Source organism: Streptomyces sp. NBC_00271 (genome assembly GCF_036178845.1).
Lineage (GTDB): Bacteria > Actinomycetota > Actinomycetes > Streptomycetales > Streptomycetaceae > Streptomyces.
The window spans coordinates 4,966,676-4,988,739 of the sequence record NZ_CP108070.1 but is presented as its reverse complement, the minus strand read 5'-3'; the positions used below and the strand labels follow the sequence as shown (position 1 = coordinate 4,988,739).

At 70.2% G+C, this 22,064-nt stretch carries 17 protein-coding genes; 15 read left to right on the top strand and 2 right to left on the bottom strand.

Translation table 11 applies throughout. The features are described 5' to 3' along the window. Positions 1–40: 40 nt before the first annotated feature. From OG798_RS22980 to OG798_RS22955, 6 genes are all read left to right on the top strand, one after another. The gene (locus tag OG798_RS22980; protein ID WP_267061976.1) at positions 41–1,069 is read left to right on the top strand and encodes a LysR family transcriptional regulator; all 1,029 of its coding nucleotides are present in this window, start codon (positions 41–43) and stop codon (positions 1,067–1,069) included. 1,404 nt (positions 1,070–2,473) lie between these two features. After that, complete coding sequence (locus tag OG798_RS22975; protein ID WP_267061975.1) at positions 2,474–3,355, top strand: hypothetical protein; 882 nt, start codon at positions 2,474–2,476, stop codon at positions 3,353–3,355. After that, positions 3,355–5,565, top strand: coding sequence for a glycosyltransferase (locus OG798_RS22970; RefSeq protein WP_095854356.1), 2,211 nt, complete (start codon positions 3,355–3,357; stop codon positions 5,563–5,565). Before OG798_RS22975 ends, OG798_RS22970 begins: the two co-directional genes overlap by 1 nt. Continuing rightward, positions 5,562–6,878, top strand: coding sequence for an acyltransferase family protein (locus tag OG798_RS22965; protein ID WP_328757617.1), 1,317 nt, complete (start codon positions 5,562–5,564; stop codon positions 6,876–6,878). The genes OG798_RS22970 and OG798_RS22965 overlap by 4 nt, the downstream gene beginning before the upstream one ends. Positions 6,879–7,073: 195 nt before the next feature. Further along, complete coding sequence (locus OG798_RS22960) at positions 7,074–8,453, top strand: nitrate/nitrite transporter (RefSeq protein WP_095854358.1); 1,380 nt, start codon at positions 7,074–7,076, stop codon at positions 8,451–8,453. A 100-nt stretch (positions 8,454–8,553) separates the two neighbouring features. Further along, positions 8,554–9,714, top strand: a complete 1,161-nt coding sequence (locus OG798_RS22955; protein ID WP_267061974.1) for a uroporphyrinogen-III synthase — start codon at positions 8,554–8,556, stop codon at positions 9,712–9,714. On the opposite strand, the gene OG798_RS22950 is transcribed toward OG798_RS22955, so the two are convergent. Next, positions 9,663–10,220: an anthrone oxygenase family protein gene (locus tag OG798_RS22950; protein WP_095854360.1), complete on the bottom strand. Its 558-nt coding sequence runs from the start codon at positions 10,218–10,220 to the stop codon at positions 9,663–9,665. The two genes, OG798_RS22955 and OG798_RS22950, sit on opposite strands and share 52 nt — an antisense overlap. Positions 10,221–10,398: 178 nt before the next feature. On the opposite strand from OG798_RS22950, the gene OG798_RS22945 reads away from it, so the two are divergent. The 6 genes from OG798_RS22945 to OG798_RS22920 all read left to right on the top strand — a co-directional run bounded on the left by OG798_RS22945 (position 10,399) and on the right by OG798_RS22920 (position 17,743). Beyond that, positions 10,399–10,986, top strand: coding sequence for a CGNR zinc finger domain-containing protein (locus OG798_RS22945; protein ID WP_095854361.1), 588 nt, complete (start codon positions 10,399–10,401; stop codon positions 10,984–10,986). A 313-nt stretch (positions 10,987–11,299) separates the two neighbouring features. After that, positions 11,300–11,836, top strand: a complete 537-nt coding sequence (locus tag OG798_RS22940) for a sigma-70 family RNA polymerase sigma factor (protein WP_054229655.1) — start codon at positions 11,300–11,302, stop codon at positions 11,834–11,836. Between the two features lie 38 nt (positions 11,837–11,874). Next, positions 11,875–12,663 carry an anti-sigma factor family protein gene (locus OG798_RS22935; RefSeq protein ID WP_179436550.1) on the top strand — a complete coding sequence of 263 codons (789 nt, stop codon included), beginning with the start codon at positions 11,875–11,877 and terminating at the stop codon, positions 12,661–12,663. Between the two features lie 83 nt (positions 12,664–12,746). Then, complete coding sequence (locus OG798_RS22930; RefSeq protein ID WP_095854363.1) at positions 12,747–15,173, top strand: HelD family protein; 2,427 nt, start codon at positions 12,747–12,749, stop codon at positions 15,171–15,173. 424 nt (positions 15,174–15,597) lie between these two features. Further along, positions 15,598–17,019: an NAD-dependent malic enzyme gene (locus OG798_RS22925; protein WP_097225712.1), complete on the top strand. Its 1,422-nt coding sequence runs from the start codon at positions 15,598–15,600 to the stop codon at positions 17,017–17,019. Between the two features lie 442 nt (positions 17,020–17,461). Further along, on the top strand, positions 17,462–17,743 hold the full coding sequence (locus OG798_RS22920) for an HU family DNA-binding protein (protein ID WP_007382399.1): 282 nt from the start codon (positions 17,462–17,464) through the stop codon (positions 17,741–17,743). A 209-nt stretch (positions 17,744–17,952) separates the two neighbouring features. Here the strand turns inward: OG798_RS22920 and murA are convergent, their stop codons facing one another. Next, positions 17,953–19,299 carry a UDP-N-acetylglucosamine 1-carboxyvinyltransferase gene (gene murA, locus OG798_RS22915; RefSeq protein WP_054229659.1) on the bottom strand — a complete coding sequence of 449 codons (1,347 nt, stop codon included), beginning with the start codon at positions 19,297–19,299 and terminating at the stop codon, positions 17,953–17,955. 280 nt (positions 19,300–19,579) lie between these two features. On the opposite strand from murA, the gene OG798_RS22910 reads away from it, so the two are divergent. From OG798_RS22910 to OG798_RS22900, 3 genes are all read left to right on the top strand, one after another. After that, positions 19,580–20,155 carry a YqgE/AlgH family protein gene (locus OG798_RS22910; RefSeq protein ID WP_054229660.1) on the top strand — a complete coding sequence of 192 codons (576 nt, stop codon included), beginning with the start codon at positions 19,580–19,582 and terminating at the stop codon, positions 20,153–20,155. A 30-nt stretch (positions 20,156–20,185) separates the two neighbouring features. After that, positions 20,186–20,482, top strand: coding sequence for a DUF3039 domain-containing protein (locus tag OG798_RS22905; RefSeq protein ID WP_075029065.1), 297 nt, complete (start codon positions 20,186–20,188; stop codon positions 20,480–20,482). 262 nt (positions 20,483–20,744) lie between these two features. Next, positions 20,745–22,064 carry an extracellular solute-binding protein gene (locus tag OG798_RS22900; protein ID WP_257039426.1) on the top strand — a complete coding sequence of 440 codons (1,320 nt, stop codon included), beginning with the start codon at positions 20,745–20,747 and terminating at the stop codon, positions 22,062–22,064.

Here is a 22,064-nt window from a genome sequence, read left to right as displayed (position 1 = left end):
CTCCGTGGCCATTGACGCACCTGCGTTGTAAGTTCGCGTGATGCCTGCCCCTGCCGACCGCTCTCCCGACCGCTCTCCCGGCTTCTCTTCCGGCCTCCCCCATCGCCATCTCGACCCCCGACTCCTGCGCGGGTTCCTCGTCGTCACCGAGGAGTTGCACTTCACGCGGGCCGCCGCCCGGCTGTACGTCGCCCAACAGGCCCTCAGCCGTGACATCCGGCGACTGGAGCGCGAACTCGGGGCGGAGCTGTTCGTGCGCACGACCCGGCAGGTGACGCCGACCGCCGACGGTGAGCGACTGGTGCCGTACGCGCGGCGGGTGCTGGAGGCGCAGGACGCGCTGCTGTCCGCGTTCGCGGGGGACGGACCGGAGCGGCCGCTGCTCGTCGACGTCAACTCCCCGGGTCTCGTCTCCGGCCGCGTCCTGGACCGGGCCCGTGCGCTCGCGCCCGAGTGCGAGCTGATGGCCCGCTTCGAGAGCGGGCTCACCGGCGCGGCGGGGGAGATCCTCGCGGGACGCCTGGACGCGTCGTTCGGACGGTTCGCGGGGCTCGATCCGGCGGTCCGGGCGCGGCTCGAACAGCAGCCCGTACGGTACGAGCCGATGGCCGTCGTGCTGCCCGAGGACCATCACCTCGCCGGCCTGGACGCGGTGCCGCTCGACGCGCTCGCGGGCGAGACGGTGTACGCCGGGGCGGGGAATCCGCGGACGCGGGAGTGGACCGACTTGGCGCTTCACCTTTTCGAGGGACGCGGTATCGCGCTGGCGCCCCCTGCGCCGGTGGCTGTCGGAGCCGATGAGTTCCGGCGGGTCATGGCCAAGAAGCGGAATCCTGTCCTCGCTGTGGTGGATTTTCCGGCCATGTCTGAAACCGTGCGGAAACCGCTTGTTGGACCTGTTCCGTTGTCACCCGTGTCACTGGTGTGGCGAAAGGGACTGGTGCACCCCGGGATCGATGCCCTTCGACGAGCCGCCGGCGAGCTGGCTGCCGAGGAGGGGTGGCTGCGGCGCCCTGCGGACGGTTGGATTCCGGCCAGCGATGAGCTGGTGATGGCGGGGCAGGATTGACGCATAAACACACGGGTCTTCCACATGCGCTACATTCATGGTCCGGGTGCAGTGTGGTAAAGGGGGGCGCTCGGGGCGGGTGGGGGCTCGTTCCGAACGACATATACGTAATGCCCGGAGTCGTGCGCGCACCCGAAAACTGTCCCTGGGGGGATGTGCGTGCACGTGGAGAAGTGGCGAAAAGACGCCCAACCCGATCATCGAGATGGCGATCAGGTGGACGGGCGTGGAACCAGGGAGTCGGCCGCGCCGACCGCCCCGGCGGGGTCCGGAGAGTCGGTGGTGTGGCCCGAGGCCGCCCGTGCGACGTCGACGTGGCCTCAGATCGCGGGCGCCGCCGCCGTGGGGCTCGCCGCGGAAGCGGAATCCGACACCGATGTCGAACGCGGTGTCGAAAGAGAGCCTGGAGCTGGCGGCGAAGACCGACCGGGCGCCGATACGAGAGCTGACGCGGAACGTGGATCGGGTGCGGAACGTGGATCGGGCGCAGAGGGTGCGTTCGGCGCGGGCCGGTTGCCGGGTGCGGGCCGGCCGTCCGGTTCTGAGGGGTTGTCCGGTGCGGGCAGATCGTCCGGTTCTGAAGGGCCGTCCGGTGCGGGCCGTTCGTTCGGTGTCGGTGGTCGGGCTGGGGTTGAGCGACGGTTCGATGTGGACCGTCGGGTGAGCGCGGACGACGACGCGCGCGCCGACCGCCCCGGCGCGGAGCGCCATGACGAGGCGAACCATAAAGAAGGGGCTCCCCTCGGGGCCGAGGCGGTCGGCCGCGCTGGGTCGGACCGTCGCGCCGGGGTTGCCGACGTGGCGGTCGGATCGGCCGGCGCTACCGGTGCGCCCGACCGGGCCACTGGACCGGACGGCGTTGCCGGAGTCCCCGATCAGCCTGCCGGGCCGCGTGACCGGGCCGGGGTGGATCTGCGCGCCGAGGCGCCCGACAAGCCTGCCGGACCGCGTGACCGCATTGCACCGGATCAACTTGCCGGGGTGCCCGATCAGCCCGCCGGGCCGCGTGACCGTGCCGGAACGGATCTGCGTGGCGAGGCGCCCGACAAGCCCGCGGGACCGCGTGACCGCGTCGTACCGGATCAACTCGCCGGGGTGCCCAACCAGCCCGCCGGGCCTCGCGACCGTGCCGGAGCCGATCGACGCGTCGGCAAGGACGATCGGCCGGCCACGGGTGGCTGGCCGGACGCGCGCAGGCGCCCCGATACCCTCGGCCGATCCGACACCTTCGGCCGACCTGACACCCTCGGTCGGCCCGAGACCTTCGGTCGACCTGACATCCTCGGCCGACCTGACACCCCCGGTCGACCCGACACCCTCGGTCGATCCGACACGTCCAGCCGATCCGACGCGGTCGGCCGATCCGACACGCCCAGTCGGCCCGAGACGGGAGGCTGGCCGGTTGTGGATCGTAGGGCGGACACGCTCGGGCGGGGCCATGTGGACGGTCGGCCGACCGTGGGTCGTGGGGCCGACGCGCCCGGCGGGTCCGCTGCCGCGTCCTGGGAGCAGTCCGGTGAGCCGGGACACACCCACGATCCGCACGAGGTGACGGTTCAACTCGACGGAGTCGGACGGCGGAAGACGGAGGCGTGGCTGGTTCAGCAGGCCAAGGACGCCCCGGGCGTCCAGGACGGCTCGGACGGCCCGGTGTTCGTCGACGAGTCCGGCCGCCGCAGCCGCAGGTTCCGTCGGCTCGGCATCCTCGTCGGCATCGCCTGCGCGGTGTACGCCGTCGTCATCGTCGCCACCCTCCTGTCCGGCAACTCCAACGCGCCCTGGCTGCCGGTGCCCGGCCAGCAGGACGACACGCCGGCCGGGAAGGTCGACACCTCGCCGCTGCCCACCGACTCGGTGTCGCCGTCCGGTTCGAGCAGCGCCGCGCCCGGCGCGAGCGCCTCGGCGAGCGACGGTACGGCCCCCGCACCGGGCGTCAGCCCGACACCGGGCGCCTCCGCGAGCGCCACCGACCCGGGCACGTCCGCGGACACGAAGCCCTCGACGTCCGCCACCACCAGGCCGAAACCGAGCACCAGCACCACCAAGGACCCCGTCATCCCACCGTCCCTCCCGGTGTCCGGCTCGCCCGACCCCAGCCCCTCCGAGGACGGCGCCGCCTCGCCGAGCCCCTCGGAGAGCGCGGTCGGCGCCGGCGGCACCGGCACGGTCGCCGACAGCCCCGTAGAACCGGGCCCCATCGCCTCCGAGCCCGGCATCACCAGCTCCTCGTCCCCGGAGAACCCGGTGAGCCCGGCGACCCCGCAGAACCTGGAGAACATCCTCTGATGGCATCCCGTACCCACGCGCACGGGCCCGCTCCCCGTGCGCGGCGTCCGGCACCCAATGTCCGGCGCCGACGGCTGCCCATGCGCTGGCTGCTGCCCTCGCTGCTCCTCGTCGCCATGCTGGCGATGCTGATGCTGCGCGGCTATGTGCACAGCGAGATCCTCGCCGACCACCGCATCCAGCCCGAGGCCGCCACCGACAAGGTGCCGGACAAGATCCTCGACGGCGGCCCGGTCATCGACACCCGCGGTGGCCGCACGAACAGCCTGACCGTCCCCGACCACCGGCTCGTCCTCACCTTCGACGACGGCCCGGACCCCACGTGGACCCCCAAGGTCCTCGACGTCCTGAAGAAGCACCACGCCCACGCCGTCTTCTTCGTCACCGGCACCATGACCTCGCGCTATCCGGAGCTGGTGAAGCGCATGGTCGAGGAGGGCCACGAGGTCGGCCTGCACACCTTCAACCACCCCGACCTCTCCTTCCAGTCCACGAAGCGCATCGACTGGGAGCTCTCCCAGAACCAGCTGGCGCTGGCCGGCGCGGCGGGCATCCGCACCTCGCTCTTCCGGCCCCCGTACTCGTCCTTCGCGGACGCCATGGACAACAAGTCCTGGCCGGTGACGGAGTACATCGGTACGCGCGGTTACATCACCGTTGTCAACAACACCGACAGCGAGGACTGGCAGAAGCCCGGCGTCGACCGGATCATCCGCAACGCCACGCCCAAGGGCGGCAAGGGCGCGATCGTCCTGATGCACGACTCCGGCGGCGACCGCCACCAGACCGTGCAGGCGCTGGACAGGTTCGTGCCGGAGCTCCAGGAGCGCGGGTACCGGTTCCAGAACCTCACCGAGGCCCTCGACGCACCCAGCGCGCACACCCAGGTCACCGGCCTCGAACTGTGGAAGGGCAAGGCCTGGGTCTACCTGGTGCGCGCCTCCGACAACGTCACCGACGTCCTGGTCGTCGGCATCGCGATCATCGGCGTACTCGTCTTCGCCCGCTTCGGCATGATGCTCCTGCTGTCCGCCCTGCACGCCCGCCGGGTGCGGCGCAAGGACTTCCGCTGGGGTTCGGCGCCGGTCACCGAACCGGTGTCGGTGCTCGTGCCGGCGTACAACGAGGCCAAGTGCATAGAGAACACGGTCCGTTCCCTGATGGCGGGCGAACACCCCGTCGAAGTGCTCGTCGTCGACGACGGTTCGAGCGACGGCACGGCGCGGATCGTCGAGGACCTGCTGCTGCCGAACGTCCGCGTCGTGCGCCAGCACAACGCGGGCAAGCCCGCGGCCCTCAACCGGGGCCTGGCCAACGCCCGTCACGACATCGTCGTGATGATGGACGGCGACACGGTCTTCGAACCGTCCACCGTCCGTGAACTCGTCCAGCCGTTCGCCGACCCGAGCGTCGGCGCGGTCGCGGGCAACGCGAAGGTCGGCAACCGCGACTCCCTCATCGGGGCCTGGCAGCACATCGAGTACGTGATGGGCTTCAACCTCGACCGCCGGATGTACGACATCCTCGGCTGCATGCCGACCATCCCCGGCGCGGTCGGCGCCTTCCGCCGCTCCGCGCTGGAGCGGGTCGGTGGCATGAGCGAGGACACGCTCGCCGAGGACACCGACATCACGATGGCCCTGCACCGCGACGGTTGGCGGGTCGTCTACGCGGAGAAGGCGCGCGCGTGGACGGAGGCGCCGGAGTCCGTCCAGCAGCTCTGGTCCCAGCGCTACCGCTGGTCGTACGGCACGATGCAGGCGATCTGGAAGCACCGCAGAGCGGTCGTCGAACGGGGCCCGTCGGGCCGCTTCGGCCGGGTGGGCCTGCCGCTGGTCTCGCTGTTCATGGTCCTGGCCCCGCTGCTGGCCCCGCTGATCGACGTCTTCCTGCTGTACGGGCTCGTCTTCGGCCCGACGCAGAAGACGGTCCTCGCGTGGCTGGGCGTCCTCGCCGTCCAGGTGGCCTGCGCGGCGTACGCCTTCCGCCTGGACCGTGAGCGCATGAGGTACCTCATCTCGCTCCCGCTCCAGCAGATCCTCTACAGGCAGTTGATGTACATGGTCCTCCTCCAGTCCTGGATCACCGCGCTCACCGGAGGCCGGCTGCGCTGGCAGAAGCTGCGGCGCACGGGCGTCGTGGAGGCACCGGGAGCGATCCCGCGGCAGCGGACGGCACAGAGCGGGAACGATCGGAGGCCGGTCGCATGACCACGCACGAGTACACGGCGGGTGCGACGCCGCCGCTGGGATCGGCCCGGGTCCACCCCGAACCGGCACCATCGCCGACTTCCGCGCCGACATCCGAGCCGACACCCACCCCGGGATCAGCCCCGGGATCGGCCGCGCAGTCCGCTCCCGCGCCCAAGAAGCCCGGCCGTGACCGCTACCTGGACCTGCTGCGTTCGATCGCCCTGGTCCGTGTGGTCGTCTACCACCTCTTCGGCTGGGCCTGGCTGACGGTTCTCTTCCCTTCCATGGGCGTGATGTTCGCGCTGGCCGGCTCGCTGATGGCCCGCTCGCTCGGCCGCCCGGCCCTCGGTGTGATCCGCGGCCGCATCCGCCGCCTCCTGCCGCCCCTGTGGGCGTTCAGCGTGGTGGCACTCGCGTTGATGTTCGCGGGCGGCTGGAACGTGCTGAAGGACCCGGACAACGGCGGCACCTGGGGCCTCGTCAAGCTGATCGACTACGCCATTCCGATCGGCGCCCCGCCCTTCCCCTGGCACGTCGGCTCCAAGTCCGGCCTGCTGGAGGACACCTGGGCGGTCCAGGCGGCGGGCCCGCTCTGGTACCTGCGCGCCTATCTGTGGTTCGTGATCGCCTCGCCCCTGCTGCTGTGGGCCTTCCGCAGGATGCCCTGGGCGACGCTGCTGGCCCCCCTCGCCCTGACGGCGGTCCTCGGCACCGGCCTGGTCACCATCCCCGGCGAGACGGGCAACGCGATCTCCGACTTCACGGTCTACGGCGGCTGCTGGGTCCTGGGCTTCGCCCACCACGAGGGCGTCCTGCAACAGGTCCCCCGCTATCTGGCGGTCTCCTGCTCGGCCCTGCTCATGGCATTCGGGCTGTGGTGGGCCTCGGGACACCTGGGCCCCGACGGCTGGGACCTGAACGACATCCCCCTCGCCCAGGCGGCCTGGTCCTTCGGCTTCGTGGTCATCCTGCTCCAGTACTCCCCGTCCTGGCAGGAACTCCCCGGCCGGCTGGCCCGCTGGGACAAGCTGATCACCCTGTCCAACAACCGGGCCGTCACGATCTACCTCTGGCACAACATGCTGATCATGGCCACGGTCCCGATCATCGACCAGGCCTACAGCCTCCCGTTCATGCAGAGCGCCGGCGCGGTGGCCGCGCTCGACTCCTCGTACATGGTGTGGATGTTCCTCCTGGTCTGGCCCCTCATCGGCCTGACGATCCTGGCCTTCGGCTGGATCGAGGACATCGCCGCCAAGCGCAGCCCGAGGCTGTGGCCCGACGGCGCGAGGAGGAAGAAGGCCGCCTCGCGGGGGAGTCACCGGGTCTAGACGCAGGCAGGGGGCGACGGCACCCCGGACGTCCTCACCCGGACGTCCTCACCGTCGCCCCCTCGCTCTCGTGAGAGCAACGTTCCTTTCCGGTCACTCACAGCCACAGCGTCGAAACGCGTCCTCCCTACCTTCGGGACTCAGTCAGTCGTTGTACGACACCTGGGCACCGCACCGGAGAACCGTGGAGGCGTCATGACAGCCCCTAGTACAGCCCCCGCACCGAGCAGGGGAGGCCGCTGGATCCAGGAGTGGGACCCGGAGGACGAGACCTTCTGGAAAGAGACGGGTGAGAAGGTCGCCCGGCGGAATCTGCTCTTCTCCGTGCTCTCCGAGCACATCGGGTTCTCGATCTGGACCATGTGGTCGGTGATGGTGCTCTTCATGGGCCCCGAGTACGGGCTCACCCCGGCCGACAAGTTCATGCTCACCTCGATGGTGACGCTGGTCGGAGCCGTGGTGCGGGTGCCGTACACCTTCGCGGTGGCGATCTTCGGCGGCCGGAACTGGACCATCGTCTCGGCGAGCCTGCTGCTCGTCCCCAGCGTCGCCGCCTTCGCGGTGATGAAGCCGGGGACCTCCTTCACCACCTTCCTGCTGGTCGGTCTGCTCGCCGGCATCGGCGGCGGCAACTTCGCCTCCAGCATGACCAACATCAACGCCTTCTTCCCGTTGAAGAAGAAGGGCTGGGCGCTCGGTCTCAACGCGGGCGGCGGAAACATCGGCGTGCCCGTCATCCAGCTCGTGGCGCTCGCGATCATCGGCGCGAACGGCGGGCCGAGGGTCCTGCTGGGGATCTACATTCCGCTGATCGTCGTGGCCGCCGTGCTCGCCGCCGTCTACATGGACAACATCGCGTCCGTGAAGAACGACACCGGTGCCGCCAAGGACGCCGCGAAGGACGCCCACACCTGGATCATGTCCTTCCTCTACATCGGCACCTTCGGGTCGTTCATCGGCTACAGCTTCGCCTTCGGACAGGTGCTCCAGAACCAGTTCGGCCGCACTCCGCTGCAGGCGGCCTACGTCACCTTCATCGGCCCGCTGCTCGGCTCGCTGATCCGGCCCGTGGGCGGCTGGCTCGCCGACCGCTACGGCGGCGCGCGCATCACGCTGTGGAACTTCGTCGCCATGGCCGGCGCGACCGGTGTCATCGTCGTCGCCTCCACCCAGAAGTCACTTCCCCTGTTCACGATCGCGTTCATCGCGCTGTTCGTGCTCACCGGGCTCGGCAACGGCTCGACGTACAAGATGATCCCGGGCATCTTCCAGGCCAAGGCCGTCGCCAAGGGCCTCGAAGGGGAGGCGGCGGCCTCCTACGGGCGGCGGCTGTCCGGCGCCTCCATGGGCCTCATCGGCGCGGTGGGCGCGCTCGGCGGCGTCGGCATCAACCTCGCCTTCCGGCAGTCCTTCCTGTCCTACGGCTCCGGCACCGGCGCCTTCGTGGCCTTCCTCGCCTTCTACGCGCTGTGCTTCCTGGTGACCTGGGCCGTATACCTTCGCGGCCCCGCCACCCAGACCCGTACGGCCACTGCCGCAGAGGCGAAGCCGCAGCTCAGCTACGTCGAGGTCTGACGTAACACGGGTGACATCAAGGGGTACCGAGCCTGTCACGGGGCGTTGACAGGCTCGGTCAGCCGTATCCGCACGAAGCCCCCAGCGCGAGACGAGAGCCATGGACGACGAACAGCAGCGACCGGTCGGGCAGGACTGCGGCCCCCTCGCGGGGTTCACCGTGGGTGTGACGGCCGCGCGTCGGGCCGACGAACTCGGGGCTTTGCTCCAGCGACGCGGCGCCGTCGTCCAGCACGCGCCCGCCCTGCGCATCGTGCCGCTCGCCGACGACAGCGAACTCCTCGCCGCCACCAAGGAGCTGATCGACCAGGCGCCCGACATCGTGGTCGCCACCACCGCGATCGGCTTCCGCGGCTGGATCGAGGCCGCCGACGGGTGGGGGCTCGGCGAGGCCCTGCTCGGTCGGCTGCGCGGGGTCGAACTGCTCGCGCGCGGCCCCAAGGTGAAGGGCGCCGTACGGGCCCAGGGACTGACCGAGGAGTGGTCGCCCTCCTCCGAGTCCATGGCCGAGGTGCTCGACCGGCTCCTGGAGGAGGGCGTCGAGGGCCGCCGTATCGCCGTACAGCTGCACGGCGAGCCGCTGCCCGGGTTCGTGGAGTCGCTGCGGGCAGCCGGAGCCGAGGTCGTGGGGGTTCCCGTCTACCGGTGGATGCCGCCGGAGGACATCGGGCCCGTCGACCGGCTCCTCGACGCCGCCGTCACCCGGGGCCTGGACGCGCTCACCTTCACCAGCGCGCCCGCCGCCGCCTCCCTGCTGTCCAGGGCCGAGAGCCGCGGTCTGCTGCCCGAACTCCTCGCCGCCCTCCACCACGACGTCCTGCCCGCCTGCGTCGGCCCCGTCACCGCGCTCCCTTTGCAGGCGCACGGCATCGACACCGTCCAGCCCGAGCGCTTCCGGCTCGGCCCCCTCGTCCAGCTGCTCTGCCAGGAACTCCCCGGCCGGGCCCGTACGTTGCCCATCGCCGGCCACCGGGTCGAGATCCGCGGCCACGCCGTGATGGTCGACGGAGCGCTGCGGCCCGTACCGCCCGCCGGGATGTCGCTGCTGCGGACCCTGTCCCGCCGCCCCGGCTGGGTGGTCGCCCGGGCCGAGCTGCTGCGGGCGCTGCCGGGCGCCGGGCGGGACGAGCACGCCGTCGAGACGGCCATGGCCCGGCTGCGTACGGCACTTGGCGCGCCCAAGCTCATCCAGACCGTCGTCAAGCGCGGCTACCGACTCGCGCTCGACCCGGCCGCCGACTCCAAGTACGCCGACGTGTAGGTGCGGTGGCGGTACAGGAGCAGGGCGCGGGTGAGGCAGGCCAGGGCGAGCGTCGACAACAGGGCCCGTACGACGTTCCAGGCGACCCAGGTGTCCTCGAACCGCCGGCGCACGGCGGCCGGGTCGGCGATCGTCGCGGGGTTTCCGGCGTCCGCCAGACGGTTGTTGAGCGGGATGTTCACGGCGACCGTGAACAGGAAGGCCAGCGCGTACGCGGCGAGGGCGGCGAACACCCACCACCGGTGGGGGGACTTCCGCGACTGCCAGGCGGAGACCGCCGTGAGGACCAGCGCGCCCATGAAGCTCAGGAAGAACACCGGGTTCTGGATCACGTCGTTGACGTTCTGCATGACCTCGACGAAGACGCGGTCGTCACTGCGGGCCAACGACGGCATGACGTCGCAGGCGAAAATGTAGAAGACCCCGGCGATCAGGCCCATCGCGACCGTGGCCGCACCCAGGACACCTCCGGCGGTGGTACGCCGCCCCGTGCTGTTCTCTGTCATGCCATCGAGTCAACCGGCGTGGTCCTGCACCGGACATGGCCGAGGCGCGCGGTCTCATAAGCGGACGTCCACCCCCTGACCGGCACAGGTCTTCCGGTCGCGGGTGCAGCCATGCACTGTAGGGGGTACGACCCCTACCGACCCCTCACGGCGGTAACCCCAAGGCGGTGACAGGCACATGGCATCGGGCATGGCCACGGCCTCGTACGAGCTGAGATTCGACTCCGGGCGGATCTGCCTGGACCTCCTCGCGACCACCCACCCCGAGGAACGGCTGGACTCGGTGGACCGGCTGCGCGCCTGGATCACCCGCTCCGGGCTCGTTCCCGCGGGCACCCCGCTCCCGGCGGCCGACATCTCCTGGCTCGTGGGCTTTCGCGAACTACGCGGTCATGTCGCCCGGTTGGTCCGCGGTGAGCTGGACGCGCGGCCCGCCGACGCCGCGCTCGCCCGCGTCAACGCCGTCGCGCTCGCCGCCCCGCCCGCCCCCTGGGCCGTACGCGCGGACGACGGCTCGCTGCGGCGCCGGCTGCACACCCCGCCCGGCCGCCCCGGGTTGCTCGCCGTCATCGCCCGCGACGCCCTCGAACTGCTCACCGACCCGGTGGCGCGCGCGAGCCTCAGACAGTGCGAGGGGGACAACTGCCCGATCGTCTACCTCGACACCTCCCGGGGGCGGCGCCGGCGGTGGTGCTCCAGCGAGGTGTGCGGAAACCGGGAGCGGGTGGCCCGGCATCGGCGCCGGGCGGCCCTCGCCCGCGCGTGAACCGTGCAGGACACGCGTGAATCGTCTATGACACGCGTGAATCGTGTATGAAACGCGTCACAGCGTCCCGGTCTCGGCGACGCGATCCGGAGCCTCCGGTTCACCCCTATGTGATGTGTCGATCGCTTGAAGTGATCAACAAACTTCCTTCACAACTATTCCAAGAAATATGTCCCATCTCTTTGAACGCACGCACGCCCAGACACGTACTCCGGGACGAGCGACCGACTGGGGGATCCCCCGGACACCGGAGGTAGGCGTGCGCAAGGATTCCGCCGTGGCTGATGAACGAAGGTCAAGGGCCCGACATCGCATGAATCCGTCTGCGTCGGCTTCGTCGAACGAACCCGACGAGGAGCTGATGCGTGCGCTGTACCGGGAACACGCGGGTCCGTTGCTCGCGTATGTGCTGCGGCTGGTCGCGGGGGATCGGCAACGTGCCGAGGACGTTGTGCAGGAAACACTCATCCGTGCCTGGAAGAACGCCGGTCAGCTCAATCGGGCGACCGGTTCGGTACGACCCTGGCTGGTGACGGTCGCCCGGCGCATCGTCATCGACGGCCACCGCAGCCGGCAGGCCCGGCCGCAGGAGGTGGACCCGTCACCGCTGGAGGTCATCCCCGCGGAGGACGAGATCGACAAGGCGTTGTGGCTGATGACACTGTCGGACGCGCTGGACGACCTGACCCCTGCTCACAGGGAGGTTCTGGTCGAAACGTACTTCAAAGGGCGTACGGTCAATGAGGCGGCCGAGACGCTCGGCATACCCAGCGGCACCGTGCGCTCCCGGGTGTTCTACGCCCTGCGGTCGATGAAGCTGGCGCTGGAGGAGCGGGGGGTGACGGCATGAACGCATACGGGGGTTACGGAACAGGCGGTCCAGGAGCCATGCAGGGACCACGGGGACAACAGAACCCCGGTGACAACATTCACGAAACCGTCGGCGCCTACGCCCTCGGTATCCTCGACGACGCCGAAGCGACGGCGTTCGAGGCCCATCTCGCCACCTGCGAGTGGTGCGGCCAGCAGCTCGACGAGCTCGCCGGGATGGAACCGATGCTCGCCGCGCTCGCGGATCTGCCCGCCTCGCAGGGCACGCCCGCCATCGGCGATTCGCTGGCCGCCCGCCCGAGCCCACAGCTCGCCGAACGACTGGTCGACGAGGTGTCGGAGCGACGCGCGGTCAAGCGCCGGCGCGGCCTCTACCTCGTGGCGGCCGCGGCCGCGCTGATCATCGGCGGCCCGCTGACGGTGATGGCCGTCAACGGCGGCGGCAGCACCACCACCGCGTCGCCCGGCATGGCGATGGCCACCAGCCCGGCCAAGGCCGCCTTCGACGTCATGACGGACAAGAAGTCGGCCACGGACCCGAGCACCAAGGTCAACGCCGTCGTCGCGATCGAGAAGAAGGACTGGGGCACCCACGCCGTCCTCCAGCTCAAGAACGTCAAGGGCCCGCTGAAGTGCTCCCTGATCGCCGTCGGCAAGAACGGCGAGCGCGAGACGGTGACCTCCTGGTCGGTCCCGAACTGGGGCTACGGCATCGCGAACGCCAAGACGGAAGAAGGGAAGAACCCCCTCTACGTCCACGGCGGCGCGGCCTTCAACCCGACCGAGATCGACCACTTCGAGGTCATGACCTTCGACGGGAAGCGGCTCGTCGAGGTGAACGTGTGAGCGATCTCAGAGCGCGCACGTAGCCTCACGGGGTCCCCTTCGCGTACGGTTGACGGCTGCCCAGCACGTCAGAAGGGGGCCCGGTGGCCGCTCAGGCTCAGCAGGAAACCGCGCTCGACCAGATCCACGATTCCGCACAGGACGATTCCGTACGGGATCGTGAGATCAGCGTCGAGCAGCAACATCTGGACCGGGTGTACCGGCGCCTCGAGGAGAAGATCCACGAGGCGGAGTTCCTGATGAACGACGCCGCCCAGCGCGGCCAGGTCGGTACACCGGGGGCGCTCGCGGAGCGCGACGCCCAGGTGTTCCGCGCGGGGATTCATCTGAATCGCCTGAACAACGAGTTCGAGGACTTCCTCTTCGGCCGGATCGACCTGCTGCTCGGGAAGGACGGCAAGAAGGGCCCGGACGGCGCCTACACGGCCGTCGAACCGGCCGAAGGTGTCGTACAGGTGGACGAGGCCGGCCAGTACGCCTCCATCGCCGAGACGCTCCACATCGGCCGCATCGGGGTGCTGGACGCGGACTACGCGCCGCTGGTCATCGACTGGCGGGCGCCCGCCGCGGCCCCCTTCTACCGCTCGACACCGGTCGACCCGGGCCGCGTAGTACGCCGCCGGGTCATCCGCTCCAAGGGCCGCAAGGTCCTCGGCGTCGAGGACGACCTGATGCGCCCCGAGCTCAAGGCCACCCTCGACGGCCGGGAACTCCCGGTGATCGGCGACGGCGCCCTGATGGCCGCGCTCGGCCAGGCCCGCAGCCACACCATGCGGGACATCGTGGCGTCCATCCAGGCCGAACAGGACCTGGTGATCCGCGCCCCCGCCGCGTCGGTGACCTACGTGGAGGGCGGCCCCGGCACCGGCAAGACGGCCGTGGCCCTGCACCGGGCGGCCTATCTCCTCTACCAGGACCGCCGCCGGTACGCGGGCGGCATCCTGATCGTCTCCCCGACCCCGCTCCTGGTCGCCTACACCGAGGGCGTGCTGCCCTCCCTCGGCGAGGAGGGCCAGGTCGCCATCCGCGCCATCGGCTCCCTCGTCGACGGCGCGGAGGCCACCCTGTACGACTCTCCGGCCGTCGCCCGCGCCAAGGGCTCGTACAGGATGCTCAAGGTGCTGCGGAAGGCCGCCAGGGGCGCGCTGGAGACGCCCGGCGGCAGCCCGGGCCGGTCCACCGCCGCCGGGGACCGGTCGGAGCAGCTCGCCTTCGGCGAGGAGGCCGCCCCGGCCCCCACGGGTACCCCCACCCGCCTGCGTGTCGTCGCCTTCGGGCGGCGCCTGGAGCTGGAGGCCGCCGAGCTCGACCGCATCAAGCACAACGCGCTGAGCGGGACCGCGCCGGTGAACCTGCTGCGCCCGCGCGCCCGCAAGCTGCTGCTGGACGCGCTGTGGGCGAAGTCCGGGGCCGGTACGCGGCACACGGACCCGGAGCTGGCCGCCGAGCTGCGGTCGTCCTTCGACGAGGACGTCGCCTCCGAGGACAGCTTCATCGACTTCCTGAACGCGTGGTGGCCCGAGCTGACCCCACGGGGCGTCCTGGCCGCCATGGCCGACGAGCGGCGCCTCGGCCGCTGGGCGCGCCGGATCCTCAACCCCGGCGAGGTGCGCCGGGTCGCGCGCTCGCTCAAGCGGGACGGGCTGTCCGTCCACGACGTGGCGATGCTGGACGAGCTCCAGGCGATCCTGGGGATGCCCGTCCGGCCCCGCAAACGCCGCGAGCTGGACCCGCTGGACCAGCTCACCGGTCTCGAGGAGCTCATGCCCGTACGCGAGGAGTCGCAGCGCGAGCGGGCCGAGCGGCTGGCGCAGGAGCGCGTCGAGTACGCGCACGTCATCGTCGACGAGGCGCAGGACCTCACGCCCATGCAGTGGCGGATGGTGGGCAGGCGCGGCCGGCAGGCCACCTGGACCGTCGTGGGCGACCCGGCGCAGTCCTCGTGGTCGGACCCCGACGAGGCCGCGGAGGCCCGTGACGAGGCCCTGGGGAGCCGTCCCCGGCGCCGCTTCACCCTCACCGTCAACTACCGCAACCCCGCCGAGATCGCCGAGCTGGCCGCCAAGGTCCTCGCCCTCGCCATGCCCGGCTCCGAGTCCCCCTCGGCCGTACGGTCCACCGGGGTCGAGCCGCGTTTCGTGGCGACGGGCAACGCGGGCGCCGGCGTACGGGACTCGCTCGCGCAGACCGTGCGCGCCGAGGCCGCGCGTCTGCTGGACCGGGTGGACGGCACGGTGGGCGTCGTGGTGGCCATGAACCGGCGCGAGGAGGCCGCCCGCTGGCTCGCCGGGCTCGGCGAGCGGGTGGTGGCGCTCGGGAGCCTGGAGGCGAAGGGACTGGAGTACGACGCGACGGTGGTCGTCTCGCCGGCGGAGATCGCCGACGAGTCGCCCGCGGGTCTGCGGGTGCTCTACGTCGCCCTCACCCGGGCCACGCAGCAGCTGACGATCGTCTCCGGCGACCGCGACGAACCCGACGCGAACGGGGTGCCGGATCTGCTCAGGGACTGACCCCCGCGGGGGCCGACGCCCCGAATGAACTCTCGGGGTGGGAATTGCCTTACGGGGATCGTTTGTTACCGTGGATGTGACACCGGCCCGATCCAAGCCCCCGGGCCCAACCTTCGTCGCTACGAGCGACCACTTGCCGCGAGGCGAGCATGGCGGGTCGGTGTCACTGAACGAGGAGAGGCTCACGTCACCTGACGTGAGCCTCTTTCGTTGTCCTGCTCTCGTTGGCCGATCGTTTCCCGTGAGGTTCACGTACTCTCGTATGGTGGAAGTAGTCTTCCGAAATCGCCCGCCTTACCTGAGAACAAAACGTTCGCAATCCGGGGCGGCTACCACGTACTGAGGGGTAGGTGCGACGATCGGACGGCATACCCGCGAGACAGCGCGACCCAGCAGTACACGGTGAAAGCAGAGGAAGTCGGCCATGGCAACGGCGCCCAGCGTCTCCTACTCGATTACGGTCCGACTGGAGGTGCCCGCGAGCGGAACCGCGGTCTCCCAGATCACCACGGCCGTAGAGTCCCACGGAGGCTCGGTGACCGGCCTCGACGTGACCGCCTCAGGCCACGAGAAGCTCCGGATCGACGTCACCATCGCGGCGAGCTCCACGGCCCACGCCGACGAGATCGTCCAGCAGCTGCGCGGTATCGAGGGCGTCACGCTGGGCAAGGTCTCCGACCGTACGTTCCTCATGCACCTCGGCGGCAAGATCGAGATGCAGTCGAAGCACCCGATCCGCAACCGTGACGACCTGTCCATGATCTACACCCCGGGCGTGGCCCGCGTGTGCATGGCGATCGCCGAGAACCCCGAGGACGCCCGCCGCCTCACCATCAAGCGCAACTCCGTTGCGGTCGTGACGGACGGCTCGGCCGTGCTCGGCCTCGGGAACATCGGCCCCAAGGCCGCCCTCCCGGTCATGGAGGGCAAGGCGGCCCTCTTCAAGCGCTTCGCCGGCATCGACGCCTGGCCGCTGTGCCTGGACACCCAGGACACCGACGCGATCGTCGAGATCGTCAAGGCCATCGCCCCCGGCTTCGCGGGCATCAACCTGGAGGACATCTCCGCGCCGCGCTGCTTCGAGATCGAGGCCCGGCTGCGCGAGGCCCTCGACATCCCCGTCTTCCACGACGACCAGCACGGCACCGCGATCGTCGTCCTCGCCGCCCTCACCAACGCCCTGCGTGTGGCGGGCAAGGGCATCGGTGACATCCGGGTCGTCATGTCCGGCGCGGGCGCGGCCGGTACGGCCATCCTGAAGCTGCTCATCGCCGCGGGCGTCAAGAACGCCGTCGTCGCCGACATCCACGGTGTCGTGCACGCGGACCGCGCGGACCTCGTCGACGCGGCCCCCGATTCGCCACTGCGTTGGGTCGCCGACAACACCAACCCCGAGGGCCTCACAGGCACGTTGAAGGAGGCCGTGCGCGGCGCCGACGTGTTCATCGGCGTCTCCGCCCCGAACGTGCTCGACGGCGACGACGTGGCCGCCATGGCCGAGGGTGCCATCGTGTTCGCGCTCGCGAACCCCGACCCCGAGGTCGACCCCGCAATCGCCCGCCAGACCGCGGCAGTTGTCGCCACCGGCCGCTCCGACTTCCCCAACCAGATCAACAACGTGCTGGTCTTCCCGGGCGTCTTCCGCGGCCTCCTGGACGCCCAGTCCCGCACGGTCAACACCGAGATGATGCTGGCCGCCGCGGCCGCGCTCGCGGACGTGGTGACCGAGGACGAGCTGAACCCGAACTACATCATCCCGAGCGTCTTCAACGACAAGGTCGCGGGCGCGGTCGCCGGAGCGGTGCGCTCCGCGGCGAAGGCGGCGGGTGTGACAGCGGCGGAGTAGGGCACTCGGCGCCGGTGCGGGCGTCGCCGGGGGCTTGCCGCCCCTCGGATCCGGCGGTGTGACTTGCTGTGACGATCGCCACGACGGCGGCGCGTCGGCGCGTCGCGGGATGCGGGGTCCCTGGCCGCCCTCTAGGGTGGCGGCCAGGCTCAGGCCTCCCAGGCCCTGCGGTCCGCTGCCGGGAGCGGACGGAGCGTCACCACACTGAGGCAGTGGCGCTTTTCGTGTGACTCCCAAGGGTGTTCGTGTGACTCCCAGGGGTGCCGGATTGGCTTTCCCGCCGCAGGTGGGGGCAGGATGCGTCTTCGGGCGCGAGGGTCTGGCTACGGACCCGGGTCCGGGGACCGACCGAGGGCCCTGGCAGCATCGGCTTCGCCGCATCCAACATGCGGCTCCGCCGCGTGGCACGCCTCAACGGCAAGAAGAACACGGGAGTAACAACATGAACCGCAGTGAGCTGGTGGCCGCGCTGGCCGACCGTGCCGAGGTGACCCGCAAGGACGCCGACGCCGTTCTGGCCGCGTTCGCCGAGACCGTCGGCGAGATCGTCGCCAAGGGCGACGAGAAGGTCACCATCCCCGGCTTCCTGACCTTCGAGCGCACCCACCGTGCCGCTCGCACCGCGCGCAACCCGCAGACCGGCGACCCGATCCAGATCCCGGCCGGCTACAGCGTGAAGGTCTCCGCGGGCAGCAAGCTCAAGGAAGCGGCCAAGGGCAAGTAAGCCGCGTCCGTGTGCCACGGGACGGCGCACGAACCGCAGTAACGCCAATGGGGCGGCCCCCTTGACCGGGGGGCCGCCCCATCGTCGTACGCACGCCTGGAACCGCGACACGGGCGCCGACCGAGCCGTCCGGGCCCCGGACGGCCGTGTCAGCCGAGCGCGGGCCGTGTTGCCCGAGCGCGGGCCGTGCTGTCCGCGCGCCTGCCGTGTTATCCGAGCGCCTTGCCCGGCAGTTCCACCTTGGCGCCGAGTTCCACGAGCTTCTCCATGAAGTTCTCGTAGCCGCGGTTGATCAGGTCGATGCCGTGGACGCGGGAGGTGCCCTGGGCCGCGAGGGCGGCGATCAGGTACGAGAAGCCGCCGCGGAGGTCGGGGATGACCAGGTCGGCGCCCTGGAGCTTGGTCGGGCCCGAAACGACGGCCGAGTGCAGGAAGTTGCGCTGGCCGAACCGGCAGACCGAGCCGCCGAGGCACTCGCGGTAGAGCTGGATGTGCGCGCCCATCTGGTTCAGCGCGGAGGTGAAGCCGAGGCGGGACTCGTACACCGTCTCGTGGATGATCGACAGCCCCGTGGCCTGCGTCAGGGCGACCACCAGCGGCTGCTGCCAGTCGGTCTGGAAGCCGGGGTGGACGTCCGTCTCCAGGGCGATGGACTTGAGTTGCGAGCCCGGGTGCCAGAAGCGGATGCCCTCGTCGTCGATCTCGAACGCGCCGCCCACCTTGCGGTAGGTGTTCAGGAACGTCATCATCGAGCGCTGCTGGGCGCCGCGGACGTAGATGTTGCCCTCGGTCGCCAGCGCCGCGGAAGCCCAGGAGGCGGCCTCCAGGCGGTCCGGGAGGGCCGCGTGGGTGTAGCCGCCGAGCGAGTCCACACCGGTGATGCGGATCGTCCGGTCGGTGTCCATGGCGATGATCGCGCCCATCTTCTGCAGTACGCAGATGAGGTCCTCGATCTCGGGCTCCACGGCGGCGTTGGACAGCTCGGTGACGCCCTCCGCGAGCACCGCCGTCAGCAGCACCTGCTCGGTCGCGCCGACGGACGGGTACGGCAGCTGGATCTTCGTGCCGCGCAGCCGCTGCGGAGCCTCCAGGTACTGGCCGTCCGCCCGCTTCTCTATCCGCGCGCCGAACTGCCGCAGCACCTCGAAGTGGAAGTCGATCGGCCGGCCGCCGATGTCACAGCCGCCGAGACCCGGGATGAACGCGTGCCCCAGACGGTGCAGCAGCGGGCCGCAGAAGAGGATCGGGATACGCGACGAGCCCGCGTGGGCATCGATGTCGGCGACGTTCGCGCTTTCCACGTGCGACGGGTCGAGGATCAGCTCGCCCGGCTCCTCACCCGGTCGGACCGTCACGCCGTGCAGCTGCAGCAGCCCGCGCACGACGCGCACGTCGCGAATGTCGGGGACATTGCGCAGTCGGCTCGGAGCGCTGCCCAGCAGGGCGGCGACCATGGCCTTCGGTACGAGATTCTTCGCACCGCGGACACGGATCTCGCCCTCGAGCGGGGTTCCGCCGTGGACAAGCAGTACATCGTCAGAGCCGTTGACGGTCATGTATCTCGCGTTCCGATGAGTTGGGCAGGAATATGCGTCGGCAGGCCGGTTGGGCGGGAGCCGAAGAGCAAGGGTAATCGCCGCCCACCCCCCTTAAGTAAGCCCAAGGACCGCCCAGGAACGTCATAGCTTTGCCACAACACGAACCGTTCCGAATCGGGCACACGGGGTCACCGGTGACGGTGTGCGCGGGGGACGCTTCTCTGCGCCCTGAGCTGCATTCACTCGGGTACGGGTATTGGGTCCCCCTACCCGGGGAAGATGCGGGATCATGTCTGGCATGACCGAGGTGTCCTCGCTCACAGGGCGGCTGCTCGTGGCCACGCCCGCCCTGGCGGACCCGAACTTCGACCGCGCGGTGGTGCTGCTCCTCGACCACGACGAGGAGGGCTCGCTCGGTGTCGTCCTCAATCGGCCGACCCCGGTGGACGTCAGCGACATCCTGGAGGCCTGGGCCGACCTGGCCGGGGAACCCGGCGTCGTCTTCCAGGGCGGCCCGGTGTCGCTGGACTCGGCGCTGGGCGTCGCGGTGATCCCGGGCGGCGTCGCCTCCGGGGAGCGCGCGCCACTCGGCTGGCGGCGGGTGCACGGCGCGATCGGCCTCGTCGACCTGGAGGCCCCACCGGAACTCCTCGCCTCGGCCCTCGGCTCCCTGAGAATCTTCGCCGGGTACGCGGGCTGGGGCCCCGGCCAGCTGGAGGACGAACTGACCGAGGGCGCCTGGTACGTGGTGGAATCCGAACCGGGAGACGTCTCCTCCCCGTCCCCGGAGCGCCTCTGGCGCGAGGTCCTGCGCCGCCAGCGCAACGAACTCGCGATGGTGGCGACGTATCCGGACGACCCTTCACTCAACTGATGTCCGCGACCTTAAGTACCCTTGGCTCTCATGAGCACTCTTGAGCCTGAGACCCAGCCCCAGCGAGGCACTGGGACGGGGACCCTCGTAGAGCCGACGCCGCAGGTGTCGCACGGCGACGGGGACCACGAGCGCTTCGCCCACTATGTCCAGAAGGACAAGATCATGGCGAGCGCCCTCGACGGCACGCCCGTCGTGGCCCTCTGCGGCAAGGTGTGGGTCCCGGGCCGTGACCCGAAGAAGTACCCCGTGTGTCCCATGTGCAAGGAGATCTACGAGTCCATGGGCGCCGGCGGCGACAAGGGCAAGGGCGGCCAGGACAAGTAACGGGCCACGCCGAGGACCGGCGGCCCGACGATCACAAGGCCCTCGGGGCGCGTTCCGGCGCGCCCCGAGGGCCTTTGTGTCGTGTGCGCAGGCGGTCTTTGCGGTCTTTGCGCCGGGTGCCGTTGCGCATGGTGCGCCCCGTGGTCACAGAGTGGTGGAGACCTCTTGTGGACATGTTCATGTAGTCCATAGCCTCCGGTGTGTTGTGCAGAGCGAAACCGCCATTGCGTATGCTGCAACGCTCCCCATCGGAGGATGCTCGATGAAGCTCTCTGTGAAGCTGCCCGTGAAGCTCCCCGCCCGAACGGCCGTCGCCCTCGCCGCCCTTGTCGTCGCCACCGCCTGCGCCCCCCAGACCTCCGACAACTCCTCCTCCGGGAAGGACGAGAAGACCGGCACACTGCGGGTCTGGCTCTTCCAGGAGGTCAACAACGGGCCGAAGGAGAAGGTCGTCGACGCGGCCGTCAGCACCTTCAAGAAGGCACACAAGGACACCAAGGTCACCATCGAGTACATCCCCGTGGAGACCCGCGCCCAGCGCATGAAGGCCGCCTTCAACGACCCGAAGAGCGCCCCCGACGTCATCGAGTACGGCAACACGGACACCGCCGGCTACGTCAAGGACGGCGGACTCGCCGACGTCACCGAGGAGTTCACCGACTGGAGCGAGGCCAAGGACACCGACCCGACCGCCAAGCAGTCCGTGACGGTGGACGGGAAGATCTACGGCGCCCCGTTCTTCGTCGGCGTCCGCGCCCTTTACTACCGCACCGACATCCTCAAGGACCTCGGCCTCGAAGCCCCCACGACCCAGGCCGAGTTGATCACCACCGCCAAGAAGATCCGCGCGGCCGATCCCGACCTCTACGGACTCGTGGTCGGCGGCGCCTACACGTACGGCGCGATGCCCTTCATCTGGTCCCAGGGCGGCGAGATCGCCCAGGGCAAGGGCGGCTCCTACGCCGCGACCATCGACAGCGCGGCCGCCCGGAAGGGCATCAAGGCCTACACCTCGCTGTTCGGCGCCGACAACTGTCCCGCCGCCAAGTGCGCGGGCATGACCGGCAACGACACCGTCACCGCGTTCTCCTCCGGCAAGGCGGGCATGGCCATCGGCGGCGATTTCAGCCACGCCGCGATCGAGGCCGGGAAGATCAAGGGCAAGTACGCGGTCGTGCCGTTGCCCGGTGTGAAGCCTGGCTCGGTGGCACCGGCGTTCGCGGGCGGCAACAACATCGGCGTCCTGAAGAGCACCTCGCACCGCACCCTCGCCGTCGACCTGATGGAGCAGCTGGCGAGCAAGAAGACCCAGAGCGAGCTCTTCGACGCCATGGGGTTCCTGCCCACGTACACCGACGTGCGGGACGCGGTCGCGAAGAAGCAGCCGTTCGTCGCGCCCTTCGTGAAGACCCTCGCCTCGGGCGCCAAGTTCGTGCCCGCCTCGGCCGCCTGGTCCCAGATCGACGCCTCGCTCGTTCTGCCGACGATGTTCCAGGAGGTCATCAGCGGCAAGAAGGATGTCTCGGCGGCCTCGAAGGACGCGGCGAAGAAGATGAACGACGCGTTCAGCTCCGTGGGGTGA